Raw genomic sequence first — 16,416 nt, 5'->3', positions numbered from 1 at the left:
CTCGAAACGCTAGGATGCGGCCGGACACCGCATCATGCCCGGAGGAAGATCAACGACCATTTTGAAAAATGGCGGGATTGCAGATGCACAAAAAACAACTGCCCAATGGATATGGCATGTAGCGGCGGGCGTTCCTGGAACAAGCGCACGATCCGATTGACTGGGGCCAACAAGCTCGGAGACACTTCCATCGTTGAATTTACTTCCGCTTCACAACTAGCGCTGCGCATTCTTTCACGGCATTACCCGCGCTTTTTACGGGGGCGCTGACCCATTCACATGAGGAACCGAGCATGTCCCTCCCGCCATCGGCACTAGAAACGTCGGTTCACCGCGCCGAGCAGGCGTGGAACCAGCAGCAGCTCGCCACGGCCGTGACGCAGCCGGATTTCCGGCTCTGGACTTACTCCGCCCCGGCGGTCGTGCTTGGCTGTTCGCAACGCGGATTGGTGAGCGAGGAGCAAAGCGTGCAGCGCGCCGGCCTCGACCTGGTGCAGCGCCATGCTGGCGGCGGCGCGGTGCTGGTCGGGCCATGGATGCTGAGCGCATCGGTCGCGCTGCCGTCGTCGCACCCGCTGGTGACGGCCAGCGCGGTGCAAAGCTACCGCTGGCTTGGCGAGCTGTTCGTGTCAGTGCTGAGCGAGGCCGGCATTGCGACCGAGGCGCTTACGCCGGAAGCGGCAAAGGCCAGCCAGCAGCGCAATGCCAACAGCGAACTCGGCTGGGCATGCTTTGCCGGCTTGTCGCCGTGGGAAGTGGTGGTCGGCCGGCGGAAAATCGTCGGCCTGGCACAGGTGCGCCGGCGCACCGGCAATCTGCTCGTTGCCGGATTGCTGCTGGGCCGCCCGGAATGGCCGCTGCTTTGCCGCGCCATGGGCAAGCCGGTCGAGCAAGCCATGGCGCTGGAGAGTTGCACGACGTCGTGCGCCGAACAGGCAGGCCGGATTATCGCGGTGACGGACATGGCGGCGGCGCTAGATCGGGCGCTGCGCGATGTGCTCGCATTGGCGGTGGCTGAACGCTAGCGCCGCGCAAGTTCACGATTGCCGTTCAAGCCAGGCGAGCGCGCCCAGTCCGGCCGCGCGCCCGCTGGCAAAGCAGCCCGTCAGCAGGTAGCCGCCCGTCGGCGCTTCCCAGTCGAGCATTTCGCCCGCGCAGAACACTCCCGGCACATCGCGCAGCATCAAGCGCGCATCGAGCGCCTCGAACGCCACGCCGCCGGCGCTGCTGATCGCTTCATCGATCGGGCGCGGCGCAACGAGCTTCAGCGGCAGCGCCTTGATCGCCTGCGCCAGGCGCCGCGAATCGGCGTATTGCTCTTTCGACGCCAGTTCACGCAGCAGCCCGGCTTTCACGCCGCGCAGGCCGACCCGGCTTTGCAAGTGCGACGCCATCGAGCGCGAACCGCGCGGATGCGCCACCTCGTCAATCACGCGCGGCAAGTCCTTGCCCGGCACCAGGTCGAGCGTCAGCGTCGCTTCGCCGTGCAGCGCAATCGCCTCGCGCAGATGCGACGACAGCGCATAGACCAGGCCGCCCTCGATGCCGGTTGCAGAGATGACGAATTCGCCTTGGCGCGTGTACGTCTGTCCGTCCGCGCCGATCACGCTGGCGACCACCGACTTCACCGGCTCGCCAGCATGGCGCGTGCGGAAGTGCTCGCTCCACGGCGCATCGAAGCCGCAATTGGCCGGTTGCAGCGGCTTGACCGCAATGCCTTGCGCCGTGAGCAAGGACACCCAGGCACCGTTGGAACCAAGGCGCGCCCAACTGGCGCCGCCGAGCGCGAGCAGCACGGCATCGGCATGCACCACTTGTTCGCCGTCGGGCGCATCGAACCGCAGATTGCCATCGACCGGTGTGCCGTTCCATCCCAGCCAGCGATGCCGCATGTGAAAGCGCACGCCGGCTTCGCGCAGACGATGCAGCCAGGCGCGCAAGAGCGGCGCGGCCTTCATGTCGGTCGGGAAGACGCGCCCGGAGCTGCCGACGAAGGTATCGATACCAAGCCCGTGTATCCATGCGCGCAGCGCCTGCGGGCCGAAGGCGTCGAGCAGCGGCGCGATCTGCTCGCGCCGTGCGCCGTAACGCCCGAGGAAGGCGTCGATCGGCTCGGAGTGCGTGATGTTCATGCCGCCCTTGCCGGCCAACAGGAATTTACGGCCGACCGACGGCATGGCATCGAACACCTCGACCGGCAAACCGCGCCCGCTCAAGGCTTCGGCCGCCATCAGGCCGGCCGGCCCGCCGCCGATGATGACGGCTCTCTTCGTGGACTTGTGTTCCTTATTCATGGGCGACATTATCCGATCTTTCGGCCCGATCCATTACAAGAGGTTGGGTTATCCGCGATCTCGACCGGATTCAATGCCATTGCCTGTCTACCCGGAACAATGTGAAGGACTGAGTCATACGGGAAGACCAACACCTGGATGACGCCGGAGTTTCTGTCCATAGACAACGCGCTCCGGACGGTCGGTGTATATATACGGGGTCAGATTCGACATGGCCGAATAGTCGAATCTGATCCTACATAGTTGTGCCCCTACATAGTTGCGGCATTCGACTGATCTCTCGCAAAGCCTCCCGCCTCCCTTCCCCCATACTTGGTCCGGCTCTTGAGTGAGCCGGCAGTCCATGGATATTTCGACGAAATCATTAATGCAAGCGCAGAAATAACGCGACTTCACGACGATCAGTTAGGAGGGAAAAATGCATGAAATCATCCAACGCTTGATAGCAAAGACTGGCCTGCCGGAAGACCAAGCGGCGATAGCAGTGGAAACGGTCATTGGTTTCCTGAAGGAGAAGTTGCCCCCGTCCATCGGATTGCAACTCGATAGCCTGGCAGGCGGAGAATCCGGCGTCATGGACAAGCTGGGCGGAATGGGAGCCAGCCTCGGCGGCATGTTTGGCAAGAAGGAATAACAGCCGTCAATTCTGATCAAGCCTCTTTTTGATCCAGAAAAGAAGCGACGAACTTACACTGAATCTACAGCGAACGCCCACGATCCTGCTCGTGCAGCGTCGACTCTGTCATTGTGCGCCTCATTTATTCCTCCATCACTCTTTAAAGGAACAGCATGAGTATCTTTGGCAACATACTATCCAAGCTCGGCTTTGGCCATGACAAATCAGCAGCGACCGCCAACAGCACACCTGCCGCAACTCCCGCAACGACAGCGCCTGCGACAGAGGCGCCCGCCGTGCGGCAACCCGAGGCCGGCGTGGCTGCGCCGGCAGCCATCAGCACGGTCGACGTCGTCGCCAAGCTGGAGGAATTGTCTCGCTCTCACACCGAAAAGCTCAACTGGAAGACGTCAATCGTCGATTTGATGAAACTGCTGGGCCTGGACAGCAGCCTTGCCGCACGCAAGGAACTGGCAACGGAACTTGGCTGCCCCGCCGAAAAAATGTCTGATTCGGCACAGATGAACATGTGGTTACACAAGGCCGTCATTCAGAAACTGGCTGAAAACGGCGGGAATATCCCGGCGGATATGCTGGATTAAACGCCTCGTGCCCCTCCCGGGACAAAACCGGACATGCCGTCCCGGCGCTCCCTTCATCCCGTAGATGAAGTAAATGGGGCGGGATCGAGATCAGAGAATCATCGAGCCTGCCCCCATCTATTCGAACCCGGCTCGCCAGGATCGCGCGAAATTACGAACCGAAGCACGGCGTCACACTGTCATGCCGGCTTCGAATCGCATGTCAGCGCACCACGCCCAGCCGCACGCGCTGGCCGCCCTTGAACGTGTACAGCGTGAGCGCGCCGTTCTTGATATCGCCCTTGGCGTCGAACGCGATCTTGCCGGTGATGCCGTTGTAGTTGGTCTTGGCCAGCTCCGGCAAGTACTTCGCCGGTTCGGCCGAACCGGCCTTCTTCATCGCCTCGACCATCAGCATCACCGCGTCATACACGTATGGCGCGTAGATCTGCACGTCGGTACCGAACTTCTTCTTGTACGCGGCGCGGAACTCGTCCACGCCCTTCTTCTGCGTATCTTCCACGCCGCCGGCTTCGGCGCACACGACCCTGTCGTCGCCCACCGCGTCGCCGGCGAGCTGCACCAGGGTCTGGCTGCAGATGCCGTCGCCGCCCATGAACTTGGCGTTGATGCCCAGCGCCTTCATCTGGCGCAGCATCGGACCGGCCACGGCGTCCATGCCGCCGAAGAACACGACGTCCGGATTCTTGGCCTTGATCGCGGTAAGGATGGCGTTGAAGTCGGTCGCCTTGTCGTTGGTGTACTGCTGAGAGACCACCTGCACGCCCTTGGCCTTGGCGCCCTTGACGAACTCCTGCGCCACGCCCTGGCCATAAGCGGTGCGGTCGTCGATCACGGCAACCTTCTTGGCCTTCATCTGGTCAGCCGCATAGCGGCCCAGCGTGCCGCCCAGCTGGCCGTCGTTGGCCACCACGCGGAAGGTGGTCTTGAAGCCTTGCTGGGTGTATTTCGGGTTGGTTGCCGACGGCGAGATCTGGGGAATGCCGGCATCGGCATAGATCTTCGAGGCCGGGATGGTGGTGCCGGAATTGAGGTGGCCGATGACGCCGTTGACATGGGCGTCGACCAGCTTTTGCGCGGCCGCGGTGCCCTGGCGCGGATCGCCGGCATCGTCTTCGGCCAGCAGTTCGAACTTGACCTTCTTGCCGCCGATGGTCACGCCCTTGGCGTTCAGTTCGTCGATCGCCATGCGCGCGCCGTTTTCATTGTCCTTGCCCAGATGGGCCGCCGAGCCGGAGGTGGCGCCGACGTGGCCGATCTTGACCACCTGGTCCTGCGCCGTTGCTGCGCCCGCGAATGCCAGCGCGATCGCGCCCACCAATGGAATCATTTTGCTGTTGAACTGCATGAGGAACTCCGAGAATGAAGACAATTTGACGTGAACGATGAAGCTTGCCGCACCCGTGGCGGCAGCACGTTCATTGTATTAAAAGCAATGCGAGTGCGTGTTTCACCGATCGAGACAATACCATGCCAAACCGTTCGGGGGACAGGCCCCCATATACCTCGCTTAATTAGAATCCGTTTCCGACCGCAGTGTTTACGGGGGGATGAACGCCGGATTACGACCTGGCGATCCGATAGCGCTGCTGCCGTTCTGCAGGAGCGACGCGCGGCGGCGCAACGGGCAATAACGAAGTGACCGTCGCGGATGGGAGCGCCCCATTACCGGCCGGCTGCGTGGCGGATACCGTGCGCAAGCTTTGGGAGCCTTCGAGCTTGAAGACGCTGACGGCATGAATCAGGTGGTCCGCCTGCTCATGCATGCTGGCGGACGCAGCCGCCGCCTGTTCGACGAGCGCGGCGTTTTGCTGCGTGACTTGTTCCATCTGGCTGATGGCTGCATGGACATGGCCGATGCCGATGCTTTGCTCGTTGCTCGCGCTGGCGATTTCCCCCATCAGGCCCGCAACCTGGCGCACCGAATTGACGATCTCGTCCATTGTGGCGCCGGCCTGGTTGACCAGGGCGCTGCCGGTATCGACCTTGTCGACGGAATCGCTGATCAGCGTCTTGATTTCTTTCGCGGCGCCGGCCGAACGCTGCGCGAGGTTGCGCACTTCGGCCGCCACCACCGCGAAGCCGCGCCCCTGTTCGCCGGCGCGGGCCGCTTCCACCGCGGCGTTGAGCGCCAGGATGTTGGTCTGGAAGGCGATACCGTCGATGACGCCGATGATGTCGACGATCTTCTTGGCCGACGCGTTGATGTCGGCCATGGTATCGACCACCTGCCCCACCACCTCGCCGCCCTTCTGCGCCAGGCCGGATGCCGATACCGCCAGGTGATTGGCCTGCTGCGCGTTTTCCGCGTTCTGCTTCACGGTGGAAGTCAGTTGCTCCATCGAGGATGCCGTTTCCTCGAGCGAGCTGGCCTGCTGTTCGGTCCGCGCCGACAGGTCGTGATTGCCGCTGGCGATTTCCGACGAGGCGGTGGCAATGGCGGCGGTACTGGCGCGCACGTCGTTCACGATTTGCACAAGGCCGGCATCCATCTGCTGCAGCGCGCGCAGCAGATGGCCCGTTTCGTCGTTCGAGGTCGGCTCAATCCGCGTCGAGAGTTCGCCAGCGGCGACGCGCTGCGCAATGCCGACGGCTTCGTTGAGCGGACGGGTAATGCCCACGGTGAGCCGCCATGCGTAAACAATGCCGATGGCCAGCACCAGCAACCCCAGTCCTATCATCGCGTTGCGGCTTTCGAGATAGATTGTGTGGATGTCTTGCGCGATGCCGTTTATGCTGTTGCGCTGCTCGTCCATCAACTGATGCACCAGTTCCTGATATGCATTCGCCGCGGGAACGAAGTCCTGTTGCAGCAGGCGCTCCGCCTCCTCCATGCGCCCCTCGGCCTTGGCCTTCGCGATCGCGTCACGCGCCACGGTATACACCTTGCGTTTTTCGCCGATGGCCTTGTAGAGCGATTTTTCCTTCTCGGTCACGAGCATCGGCTCGATCGCCTTCTGCATGTCCGACGCACCCTTGCTGGTCGTCGCCGCGTCTTCCGCAAAGAACGCGCTCAGCGACGGATCGGCGCTTTTCGCGATAGCGATCGTGCGGCGCACGCCGGAGTGAATATAGCGATACCAGTCGCTCACCATCTGTTCCTTGGCATGCGGGCTTGCCATCATGTTGTCGGTCGCGTCGGAAATCACTTTCAGGCGCCAGACGGCGACACCCGCCGTCAGCAGGGAAAAAGCCAGAATGACGGAAAAGCCAATAGCCAGGCGATGCCCGATTTTGAGATTCGAGATATTCATGAAATCAATGTGATGAAGTACCGCAAGGACAGGCGACTTGCCGCCGCCTGCATGGTAATCATGCTGGTCGTCGCCCTGCATTCCGTGGCGGGATAGAAGCGTGTTGGCAGACAACCGTGCTGCCCTGCGGGCAGCGGCGAAGGCTTTCCAGATTATGTAGCACTTATTTCCTAGCAGCAATAAGTGCTACAACTAATTGACCTGATCCGATTTATGTAAGAGCAGCCTTGCGAAATCGGGAGCCCAGTGAGCTGCAGACGGGTAGCGAGGCAGGCAACCCGGGACGCAGGCATGACGGCCAACGCTTCCAATCCACAAGAAAAATTTTCCGTTGTCGAGAAATGGCGCACAGCACTATTCCTTAATGCCAGAAGAATGACATGGATATCCGGTGCTTTATTGCCAATTAAATATCCGGCATGGGAATTGCTATATTGAAAATCCATCTTAATGCCATGGCGCTGCATTGAGTTACCGGCACCTTGCAATGCCCAAGCAGGCAAAGCAGCCACCGATCAAATTTCAGGAAAGCAAAAATAATGTATCTGACGTGGTCCAATGATTTGGCAAGCCTAAACGTGCTTAACGCTCAAGCTCACAAGAACTTCCCTGGCACGGATGAAAAAGTCTTGGGCACGAAACCCATGCAGAATTTCCGGTGATCGACATGGCTGCCCTCATCAATCGCCTGCCGCTCTGGAAAAAATTTGCCATCCTGGGCCTGTTGAGCCTATTGCTGGTGTCCGCCCCTTTCATCATGTATTTGAACGAATCCAGCAAGGCAATCGCTGCCGCCAAACTGGAATCGCAAGGTATCGCTCCGACCAAGCTGTTGTTCAAGGCGCTGCAATTGGCACAGCAACATCGGGGTCTGTCAGCGTTGTTCTTGAACGGGAATACCGCCATTGGAGAGCAGCGCGCCGCGAAGATGGACGAAGCGGACAAGGCTTTCGATGCAGCCGACGCGTTCATCAAGAAGAACATCGACAATCGCGCGCTCGGCAGCGCGTGGCAGCAAATACGGTCCGACTGGATGGCTCTTAAGGAGAAGGTGTCGCAAAAATCGATTCCGGGGAAGGAAAGCTTTGCGGCGCACACGGCAATGATCAAGCAACTCATTGCGCTCAACAATCTCGTGCTGGACTATTACGGGCTGAGCTTTGATCCCACTTTCGAGGGAAGCTATCTGGTCAGCGCCACGCTCGTTGCCATGCCCGCACTGACCGAAACGTTCGGACAAATGCGCGCCAACGGCGCAGGCATACTTGCGGCAAAAAGCGCCACGCCGGAGGAACATGCCTTGTTCGAGGCGCTGATCGACCGAGCCAACGAACGCAATGAAGTACTCAACGTCGCGCTCGAAAAAGTGAATGCAACCAATCCCGCTGTCAAGGCGCGGCTGGCGGAGCCGAGCCTGATTGCCTCGGGCAGCGCGAACAAGGTCATCCAGCTGGCCCGGACCAACATCGTGAAGGCGGAACAATTCACGTTCTCGCCTTCGGACTACTTCGCACAATACACGGAAGCGATCGATACACAGTTCAAGTTGAACGACGCGGCCATGGCGACACTGGACGAACTGCTGCGCGCCCGCATCTCCCGGCTCACCGGCAACAATTACCTGCTCAGCCTTGGCATCCTGGGGATTTTTCTGCTGGCGAGCGTGATCGGGATAGTCATCAGCCGGGGGCTGTTAAAGCAACTCGGCGGCGAACCGGACTATGCCGTCGCCGTGGTCGGGAAAATAGCCGCGGGCGACTTGAGCGTGGCAATCGATACCAAATCGGACGATCAGGGCAGTCTGCTGTCGGCGATGAAGTCGATGCGCGACAGCCTGGTCAATATGATCGGCCAGATACAGACCGATGCCGGCACCATTGCCGCGGCATCGAGCCAGATAGCGGCCGGTAACGTGAACTTGTCGGAACGCACCGAACAACAGGCCAGCGCGCTCGAAGAAACCGCTTCTTCCATGGAGGAATTGACCAGCACGGTCAAGCAAAACGGCGACAATGCGCAGCAGGCCAATCAAATGGCTCAATCGGCTTGCGCTGTGGCGGTGAAGGGAGGCGCGGTCGTTTCCGAGGTGGTCAATACGATGGCGGCGATCGAAGCCTCGGCGAAGAAGATCGTCGACATCATTGCCGTGATCGACGGTATCGCCTTCCAGACCAATATCCTGGCGCTCAACGCTGCGGTGGAAGCGGCCCGCGCGGGGGAGCAGGGGCGCGGCTTTGCCGTCGTGGCCGCCGAAGTGCGCAACCTCGCGCAACGCTCGGCCGGTGCCGCGAAAGAAATCAAGAACCTGATTGGTGATTCCGTGGAAAGAGTCACAGCGGGCAGCACGCTGGTCGCTCAAGCCGGCGCCACCATGGAAGACATCGTCGCCAGCGTCAAGCGCGTTACCGACATCATGAGTGAAATCACGTGTGCGACACAGGAGCAGATTGCGGGCATCGAGCAAATCAATCAAGCCATCATCGAAATGGACAGCATGACGCAGCAAAATGCAGCGCTGGTCGAGCAGGCGGCCGCGGCCGCACAGTCGCTGCAAGACCAGGCCAGACATCAGGAACAGGTGGTCGGCGTCTTTAAGCTGAGTGAGACGCACGTCATGGTGGCTGCGCGCGCCGATTTTCCGGCAGCGGAACAGCCCAGGCCCTCCGAAAGCAGGAAGGCGCTGCGGCTGAATATGGGTCGGCTCGCAGCCTGACGACGGCGCGGTGGACCGGCTCTTTCTTGGCCTTAAGCCGGCTTCATAGATAACGACGAGACAGCAAAGGCTCCACCTGTTCCGCCGGGACGGGGGGAGCGAAGTAGAAGCCCTGCCCGTAATCACACCCCGCCTGGATCAGGAAATCGGCTTGCTCCTTCGTCTCGATCCCCTCGGCAATCACTTTCTGGCCGAGCTTGTGCGCCATCACGATGATGGTTTCGGCGATGGTGCAATTCCCGGGATTGGCCGGGATGCCGCGGATGAACGACTGGTCAATCTTGAGGTAATCGATGTCGAACTCTTTCAGGTAGGCCAAGGAGGAATAACCGGTGCCAAAGTCATCGATGGCGACCTGGATGCCTGCGTCCCGGTACTCGAGCAGCTTGTCTGCCACCTGCGATGACGCATGGAGCAGGATACCCTCGGTAATCTCCACGACAATCGAGGATGGCGACAGATCGAGTTCGTGCAGGTACTGCAACCAGTCGGATTCCATGTAACGCTGATTGAACTGTACCGGCGACTTGTTGAGCGCAACCTGGAATGCGACACCCGCCCGTTCGCTCCATTGCTTCGTACGCGTCGCCGCCTCGCGAAACACCCAGTTTCCGATATCGCCCATTAGCCCCGTTTCCTCGGCGATCGGTACGAAGATCGATGGCGCCACCTTCCCCAGCTTCGGGTGTTCCCAGCGCAGGAGGGCCTCCGTCTTCACGACATGGCCATCGTGCAGGTCGATCACCGGCTGGTAATACAGAGTAAACTGACGGGACGATATGGCGCGCCGCAACTCGGCCGCTACCCGGAGCCGGCTATGGGTCTTTTCATCCATCGACGGGGAAAAGTAGCCGAACTGGTTCTTGCCCGACGCTTTCGCCGCATACATTGCCGTATCGGCCTTGCGCAGCAGTTCGTCGCCGCTCTGTGTATCCACAGGCGCAATGGCCACCCCGATGCTTGCGGACACATAAGCAACTTCGCTGCCGACCGTGAACGGCTTGGACAGGCTCGCAAGAATTTGCTGGCAAACGTATTCGACGTGATCGGGCTTGCGCAAATCCTTGAGCAGCACGGTGAATTCGTCGCCGCCGAGGCGGGCCAGCTCGTCCGAGGACCGGATCGATTTCCTGATGCGATATGCCGCCTCCATCAGCAGCAGGTCCCCGGCATCATGCCCGAACAAGTCATTCACCTGCTTGAACCCGTCGAGATCGATGAACAGGAGAGCGACCTTGGTTTGCTGGCGTGGCGCCCGGCGCAATTCCGCTTCGAGACCGCTGAGAAAATGGCGACGATTCGGCAGTCCAGTGAGCGAATCGAGATTTGCATGCCGCCATGCCGTTTCTTCCGATTCCTTCTTGTCCGTAACATCGGTGACGATGCCCGCCATGCTGGTTGGCGTGCCGTGCTCGTCCCGCGCGACGACCACGCCGCGGGACAGTATCCACTTCCATACGCCGTCCCTGGTGCGGATGCGATACTCGCAGCGGTAGGTGCGCGTGGCGCCGTCGATACATGCGCGCAGGGCGGACAACATGCGCTCCACATCGTCGGGATGCGTGATCCGGATCCAGTCGTTCGCGTGATGTATCGCACTCTTGTGGGGACGGCCAAGAATCTCGTTCAGCCCGCCGGAAAGGGTGTACATGTTGGTGGGGAGGTCATAGTCCCAGATTCCCTCGCCACTGCCCTCCACCGCCAGCTTGAGCCGCTCGCTCGCCAGGCGCAGCGCATCTTCCGCGCTTTTTTTCTCCGTGATGTCGATTGCCGCCCCGGTCAGCCGGACCCGATGCCCCTTTGCATCCCGCACCAGGCTCCCGTGCGCTTGCAGCCAGATAATCTCTCCCGTTTCGCGCCTGGCGCGAAACTCCACGCGGTAAGGTTTACCCTTGGTATAGGCGAGTTTGAGGAGCTGCTCGACATACGGAAGATCCACCGGTTCGATCCGCGCACGCCATTCGCTTGGGGAAAGCACCGTGAATCGCGGTGGCATGCCCAAAACACGCGCCATATTTGCGCAGATACTCGCATGCGCTGACTTGAAGTCGAATTCCCACATGCCAATCCCGGCCGCTTTCAGGCCGCGTTCGTAGGCGGCTTGATCGAAGCCCGACAGCGTTGGCAAGGAATCAGATTCCGTCATCATTTCGCTTATGCCCCCGCGGGCTGTCCACAGGTGCAAGAAAATGAATTTGAGCGGCCTCCGGAAACCCAAGTTCAACCGATTCGGCACGATAGACGGTGTCTCGCCGCGTATTCTTGCTGACGAAGTGTTCCGGCCTGGGTCCATTCCTGCGTTGCCGGCCCGGCCATGAGCATAGCCTGCCAAGGTCGCAAGTTGGAGGAAAGGAAGGGGAAAACAAAACGGGATCAAGTTTGGCAATCAACAGATGTGTGGTTGCAAGACCTGATCCCAACTTCCTTCCTGATACATAAAAAAGTCGGCCCGCGTGGTGCGGGCCGATTTCAACATTGTGCAGCGGGCGGAATTTATCAGAGCAACACCCATCGCTCTCGGCCGTTGCTATCACTCAGCACACTGGCCAGACTCTGCCTATCTTGCCCTCAATTGATATACGAGACATAGCTTAGGTCTTCCTCGGAAATATGCCCCAGGGCCAGCTCGCGTACGGCGAAACTTGACAACGTGCTTGACGGTGCTTGGCCGGTACGGAATTGATCCAGCAGCAAGCGTCCCTTTTGGTTGAGCCGCGCGTGTTCCTCGCCGTGCTCCTTCAGGTGCGGGTATCCGCTCTTTCGCAGTACGCCTTCTTCGTAACGGAAATGGCGTTCGGTTTCCCTCAGCAAGTCTTCCATCAGTTCGACGACTTCCTTGTCGTCGCGTCCGCCGCAACGTTCGAGCAAAAGGTTGGTTTTGCCAAACAGGATCTGATGCTGCTCGTCGATTGCCGGATGGCCGCAGGTAAAGCCAGGCGCCCAGCGCAGCGACAGAGGGGAAGCGGATGCAAAGTCCGACACTTCCTTTTCCACCCGGTTGCGGCCGCGTGACTTGGCGCGGTACAGCGCATTGTCTGCCCGACGTATCAAGGTTGCCGGGTCGTCGTCAGCGCGCAGTTGCGCCAGGCCGGCGCTGATCGTAATGGCGCCGACCTGCGGGAATGTATGCTGCTCGATATGGCGACGCAGCTTGTCGGCGGCCTTTAACGCATCGTCATCCGCGGCTAGCATTAAGAGAACGAATTCCTCGCCGCCCCAGCGGCACAGCAAGTCGGAGGCGCGCGTCATTTTGCTGGCGCAGCGCGCAACTTCCACCAGAACCTCGTCCCCCGTTTGATGGCCGTGCTGGTCGTTGACGCGCTTGAAATGATCGATATCGAATATGACCAGCGAGACAGGCTGGCCATAGCGCGACGCCCTTTCGATTTCGCGCCGGAATTCCGCTTCGAAGTGCTGGCGGTTCCTCAAACCTGTCAGGGTATCGGTGCGGGAAGCGAGCTCCGCCTTGCCGCGCGCTTCTTCCAGCTCCCGCTCGATGCGGGTATGCGTAATCAACAGGATGCAGAACCACAGAATGAGCGCCTGCGCCATTCCGACCAGCATGATCATCCGTATCCCGACATCCTGCTGGAGCAAGGAGGTGATCGGCGGCGCGTCGAGGAGCAGATAAATGCGCGTCAGCGACACACATGCCACCGTCAGGAATACCATGAACAGGGCCGCATACGGCCCCCGCTGCTGCGGGTTGCGCGATTGCGCGATCATCGCCAGCATGCGCACCGAGATGAACAGCTGAAAACCATGGAACAGCAGCACCCGCCCATTGATGCTGACGCCATTGAACGCGTAATGCAGCAGAACGCCTCCCGCAGCCAGCAGCGCCATGCCATGGTTAACCAGGTTCATGCGTGTCCTACCGGTACGGCCATGAAAGCGTGCCAGCCCATCGTAAAACAGGCACATGCTCAGGAAGACGCCGTAATTGAGACCAAGAACGCTGACGATATCCGGGATCCGGCCGCGCAGCTGCAACGCCAGAAAGGAAAAAGCCAGCACCATCAGCGCGACTGCCCAGCATTCATTGCCGGGATAGCTTTTTGTCGTCAGAAGGTAAAACATCGCTTGGAACGCGACCGTGAACAACACGATGGAAACGGCAATGCCGAGGGTATGGGGGTCGAGGGCGGCGAGCATGATGCTGCGGGTCTCCCTTTTTGAAGTGGTACGGCCTGCCGCCTCCTATGAGGGGGACATGGCGGCCAGCGCTTCAGCAACGATTGATCAGGTTTCTAGTATACGTGATCCGGAAACTTGTCATAAGGAAAATTAGTGGTATGTCAGGGAAGCGTGAAGAATAGCGAGAATAGAGCCACGTATTGCAATCACATTTCTGCATGACTGCAAGACCTAGCCCCGTTTATTCGCTTGCTGCCGATAATTTGAAAAAATATTTTTTTGAATTCAAGTCAGCCCCCTCCCTTTGTGCGCAATTTGCGAATTGATGGCGTCAGATTCGTCATACGTCATTAATCGAGTCTGGCGCCATATATATGCGTAGGTTTTGGCAGCTTGGGGATGTGGCTTGCGAGGCGGCAAAAACGGCTCCATTTGCACCCGCAGCCGTTCCGGCAATCTCCAGCCGTCGTCTTGCTTGACCATGCCCATGTCGAATCTCCTCATCCACATGGGCGTGGATTGTGATCTGCCTTGCAGTTTCCCTTCCTGTCGACCTAATGGGATAGCCCCTAAGCTGATAGGGGTCAATTTACCGAGTAGTAGCCGGCTCTAAGATCAATGAAGGGTTGGAGTTCGGCATGCGACTTCGCCCGCAATCAATCGTTGATCAACTTCTTGGAGTCATAAAATGAAAACTTCAATTAAAGTATGGCTGATTGTTGTTGGCATGGCGACCTGCAATGGGGCTGTCTTCGCACAGCAACAGAAAATAGACCTTGGCAAGCAGGAATTCGAGGCAAATTGTGCCGCATGCCATGGTGTGAATGGCAAGGGCGGCGGCCCGATGGCGGATCAACTGCGCAGCAGCCCTGCGGACCTGACTCAACTCGCCAAGAAGAATGGGGGAGTATTGCCGACGGCGCGATTATACGAAGTGATCGAAGGCGCCAACGTGCCAAGCCATGGCACGCGGACCATGCCTGTTTGGGGCAGGGAGTTCCAGATCGAGAGCGCCGAGTTCTACAAGGAAGCGCGCGGCAACTACGACGCGGCAGCGGTAGTTCGTGGACGCATCCTGATGCTGATCGAATATCTTAGTCGCATTCAAGCGCACTGAATGCAGGGCGCTTGTGTTCGATTGGACTGCAGTCCGCATGGGAAGAGTGGCTGCGAATTCGGATAAAGAATGAATGTTGCTCGCAAGCCCAACGTAGGCATTTCAACCGCTTTCGGACCAAGTCTTGCAATCACACATCTGCTTGATTGCAAGACCTGCCTCCGTTCTCCGTATGCGCACGAATAAAAGGCGAAGTCTCAAGGCTCCGCCCTTTCAAACTCAGATCAACCTTAACCCAGTTATTCCACCTTCGGCAGCCTCTCCAACGCCGCCTTGATCGCATCCTCCGGATACGCATAATCCTGCAGCTTGCCGCTGAAGTAGCTGTCGTACGCGCCCATGTCGAAGTGGCCGTGGCCGGACAGGTTGATGAACAGCGTCTTCGCTTCCCCCGTCTCCTTGCAGCGCATCGCCTCGTCGATGGCCGCGGCAATCGCATGGCTCGACTCCGGCGCGGGGATGATGCCTTCCGTGCGAGCGAAGCGCACGCCGGCCTCAAACGTGGCGAGCTGCGGCACAGCGACTGCCTCCAGCAGTTTTTCGTGATAGAGCTGCGACACCAGCGCGGAGTCGCCGTGGTAGCGCAGGCCGCCTGCATGTATCCCTGGCGGCATGAAGTCGTGGCCGAGGGTGTACATCAGCGTCATCGGCGTGAGCTTCGCGGTGTCGCCGTAGTCGTACGCGTAGTGGCCGCGCGTCAAAGTCGGGCAGGAAGTCGGCTCGACGGCGACCAGGCGCACGTTCTTGCCAGCGGCCTTGTCGGCAAAGAAGGGGAAGGCCACGCCGCCGAAGTTGGAGCCGCCGCCGCAGGGGGCGAAGATCATGTCGGGGTAGTCACCCGCCTTGTCGAACTGCTTCTTCGCTTCCAGGCCGATCACGGTCTGGTGCAGCAGCACGTGGTTGAGCACGGAGCCGAGCGCGTAGTTGGTGTCGGCGCGCGAGGCGGCTTCTTCCACCGCTTCGGAAATGGCGAGGCCGAGCGAGCCCTGGTTATCGGGATTTTCCGCGAGCGCGGCGCGGCCGACGTTGGTCTGCTCGGAGGGGCTGGCGAACACTTCGGCGCCCCAGGTCTGCATCATCGAGCGGCGGTACGGCTTCTGGTGGTAGCTGACCTTGACCATGTAGACGCGCACTTCGAGGCCGAACATCTGGCCGGCCAGCGCCATCGAGCTGCCCCACTGCCCTGCCCCGGTTTCGGTGGCGATGCGCTTGATGCCGGCTTCGGCGTTGTAGTAGGCCTGCGCAACGGAGGTATTCACCTTGTGCGAGCCGGCGGGGGAGACGCCTTCGAACTTGTAGTAGATCTTGCACGGGGTGCCGAGCGCGGCTTCGAGACGGTGCGCGCGGAACAGGGGCGTGGGGCGCCAGAGCTGGTAAATCTCGCGCACCTTTTCCGGGATCGCAATCCAGCGCTCTGCTGACATCTCCTGTTCGATCAAGCTTGCCGGGAAAATCGCGGCCAGCGCATCCGGCGAGAGCGGCTTGCCGTCGGGACCAAGCGGGGGCGCCGGGGGATTCGGCATGTCCGCCACGATGTTGTACCAGTGCGTCGGGATATCGGATTCGTCAAGCAGGATCTTGGTTGTCGACATGGTGGATTCCTCTGGAGATGACAGGTGTTGATGGAGACGGCGTTCTACATGTTTTGCTCTGATACGGAATAAACCTTGCGGACTGGGCAGT

At 60.0% G+C, this 16,416-nt stretch carries 11 protein-coding genes and 1 pseudogene; 5 read left to right on the top strand and 7 right to left on the bottom strand.

What is annotated here, in order from left to right; genetic code table 11:
* The first annotated feature begins 293 nt into the window (after positions 1-293).
* The gene (locus FAY22_RS19325) at positions 294-1,025 is read left to right on the top strand and encodes a ligase (protein ID WP_146332218.1); all 732 of its coding nucleotides are present in this window, start codon (positions 294-296) and stop codon (positions 1,023-1,025) included.
* A 12-nt stretch (positions 1,026-1,037) separates the two neighbouring features.
* Here FAY22_RS19325 and FAY22_RS19320 read toward each other — a convergent pair whose 3' ends face one another.
* Positions 1,038-2,294 (bottom strand): TIGR03862 family flavoprotein, encoded by a 1,257-nt coding sequence (locus tag FAY22_RS19320; RefSeq protein ID WP_146332216.1) that lies wholly within the window; start codon positions 2,292-2,294, stop codon positions 1,038-1,040.
* 418 nt (positions 2,295-2,712) lie between these two features.
* Between FAY22_RS19320 and FAY22_RS19315 the strand changes: the two genes are divergently transcribed.
* Positions 2,713-2,928 carry a hypothetical protein gene (locus FAY22_RS19315; protein ID WP_146332214.1) on the top strand — a complete coding sequence of 72 codons (216 nt, stop codon included), beginning with the start codon at positions 2,713-2,715 and terminating at the stop codon, positions 2,926-2,928.
* 155 nt (positions 2,929-3,083) lie between these two features.
* Entirely contained in the window at positions 3,084-3,512 is a 429-nt protein-coding gene (locus FAY22_RS19310; protein WP_146332212.1) for a DUF3597 domain-containing protein, read from the top strand.
* 202 nt (positions 3,513-3,714) lie between these two features.
* Here the strand turns inward: FAY22_RS19310 and FAY22_RS19305 are convergent, their stop codons facing one another.
* Complete coding sequence (locus FAY22_RS19305) at positions 3,715-4,860, bottom strand: branched-chain amino acid ABC transporter substrate-binding protein (protein ID WP_146332210.1); 1,146 nt, start codon at positions 4,858-4,860, stop codon at positions 3,715-3,717.
* Between the two features lie 214 nt (positions 4,861-5,074).
* Entirely contained in the window at positions 5,075-6,766 is a 1,692-nt protein-coding gene (locus tag FAY22_RS19300; RefSeq protein ID WP_146332208.1) for a methyl-accepting chemotaxis protein, read from the bottom strand.
* A 667-nt stretch (positions 6,767-7,433) separates the two neighbouring features.
* On the opposite strand from FAY22_RS19300, the gene FAY22_RS22620 reads away from it, so the two are divergent.
* The gene (locus FAY22_RS22620) at positions 7,434-9,479 is read left to right on the top strand and encodes a methyl-accepting chemotaxis protein (RefSeq protein ID WP_168204892.1); all 2,046 of its coding nucleotides are present in this window, start codon (positions 7,434-7,436) and stop codon (positions 9,477-9,479) included.
* A 43-nt stretch (positions 9,480-9,522) separates the two neighbouring features.
* On the opposite strand, the gene FAY22_RS19290 is transcribed toward FAY22_RS22620, so the two are convergent.
* The 3 genes and pseudogenes from FAY22_RS19290 to FAY22_RS22475 all read right to left on the bottom strand — a co-directional run.
* Positions 9,523-11,628 (bottom strand): bifunctional diguanylate cyclase/phosphodiesterase, encoded by a 2,106-nt coding sequence (locus FAY22_RS19290; RefSeq protein ID WP_168204891.1) that lies wholly within the window; start codon positions 11,626-11,628, stop codon positions 9,523-9,525.
* Positions 11,629-12,047: 419 nt separating this feature from the next.
* Positions 12,048-13,634 (bottom strand): diguanylate cyclase, encoded by a 1,587-nt coding sequence (locus FAY22_RS19285; protein WP_146332204.1) that lies wholly within the window; start codon positions 13,632-13,634, stop codon positions 12,048-12,050.
* A 378-nt stretch (positions 13,635-14,012) separates the two neighbouring features.
* A pseudogene (locus FAY22_RS22475) lies at positions 14,013-14,105 on the bottom strand (IS5/IS1182 family transposase); the annotation flags it as partial.
* Between the two features lie 199 nt (positions 14,106-14,304).
* Here FAY22_RS22475 and FAY22_RS19275 point away from each other — a divergent pair.
* Positions 14,305-14,733, top strand: coding sequence for a cytochrome c (locus FAY22_RS19275; RefSeq protein WP_146332202.1), 429 nt, complete (start codon positions 14,305-14,307; stop codon positions 14,731-14,733).
* Between the two features lie 239 nt (positions 14,734-14,972).
* On the opposite strand, the gene FAY22_RS19270 is transcribed toward FAY22_RS19275, so the two are convergent.
* The gene (locus tag FAY22_RS19270; protein WP_146332200.1) at positions 14,973-16,325 is read right to left on the bottom strand and encodes a TrpB-like pyridoxal phosphate-dependent enzyme; all 1,353 of its coding nucleotides are present in this window, start codon (positions 16,323-16,325) and stop codon (positions 14,973-14,975) included.
* Positions 16,326-16,416 lie beyond the last annotated feature (91 nt).

Origin of the sequence: Noviherbaspirillum sp. UKPF54 (assembly GCF_007874125.1) — a bacterium.
Classification (GTDB): domain Bacteria; phylum Pseudomonadota; class Gammaproteobacteria; order Burkholderiales; family Burkholderiaceae_D; genus Noviherbaspirillum.
The sequence above is the reverse complement of the archived record's forward strand: the minus strand, read 5'-3'. Positions and strand labels throughout refer to the sequence as shown.

Coding starts and splice junctions, on each gene's coding strand:
- FAY22_RS19310 (WP_146332212.1), top strand. CDS start 3,084: ATGAGTATCTTTGGCAACATACTATCCAAGCTCGGCTTTGGCCATGAC.
- FAY22_RS19320 (WP_146332216.1), bottom strand. CDS start 2,294: ATGAATAAGGAACACAAGTCCACGAAGAGAGCCGTCATCATCGGCGGC.
- FAY22_RS22620 (WP_168204892.1), top strand. CDS start 7,434: ATGGCTGCCCTCATCAATCGCCTGCCGCTCTGGAAAAAATTTGCCATC.
- FAY22_RS19305 (WP_146332210.1), bottom strand. CDS start 4,860: ATGCAGTTCAACAGCAAAATGATTCCATTGGTGGGCGCGATCGCGCTG.
- FAY22_RS19290 (WP_168204891.1), bottom strand. CDS start 11,628: ATGATGACGGAATCTGATTCCTTGCCAACGCTGTCGGGCTTCGATCAA.
- FAY22_RS19275 (WP_146332202.1), top strand. CDS start 14,305: ATGAAAACTTCAATTAAAGTATGGCTGATTGTTGTTGGCATGGCGACC.
- FAY22_RS19300 (WP_146332208.1), bottom strand. CDS start 6,766: ATGAATATCTCGAATCTCAAAATCGGGCATCGCCTGGCTATTGGCTTT.
- FAY22_RS19270 (WP_146332200.1), bottom strand. CDS start 16,325: ATGTCGACAACCAAGATCCTGCTTGACGAATCCGATATCCCGACGCAC.
- FAY22_RS19325 (WP_146332218.1), top strand. CDS start 294: ATGTCCCTCCCGCCATCGGCACTAGAAACGTCGGTTCACCGCGCCGAG.
- FAY22_RS19315 (WP_146332214.1), top strand. CDS start 2,713: ATGCATGAAATCATCCAACGCTTGATAGCAAAGACTGGCCTGCCGGAA.
- FAY22_RS19285 (WP_146332204.1), bottom strand. CDS start 13,634: ATGCTCGCCGCCCTCGACCCCCATACCCTCGGCATTGCCGTTTCCATC.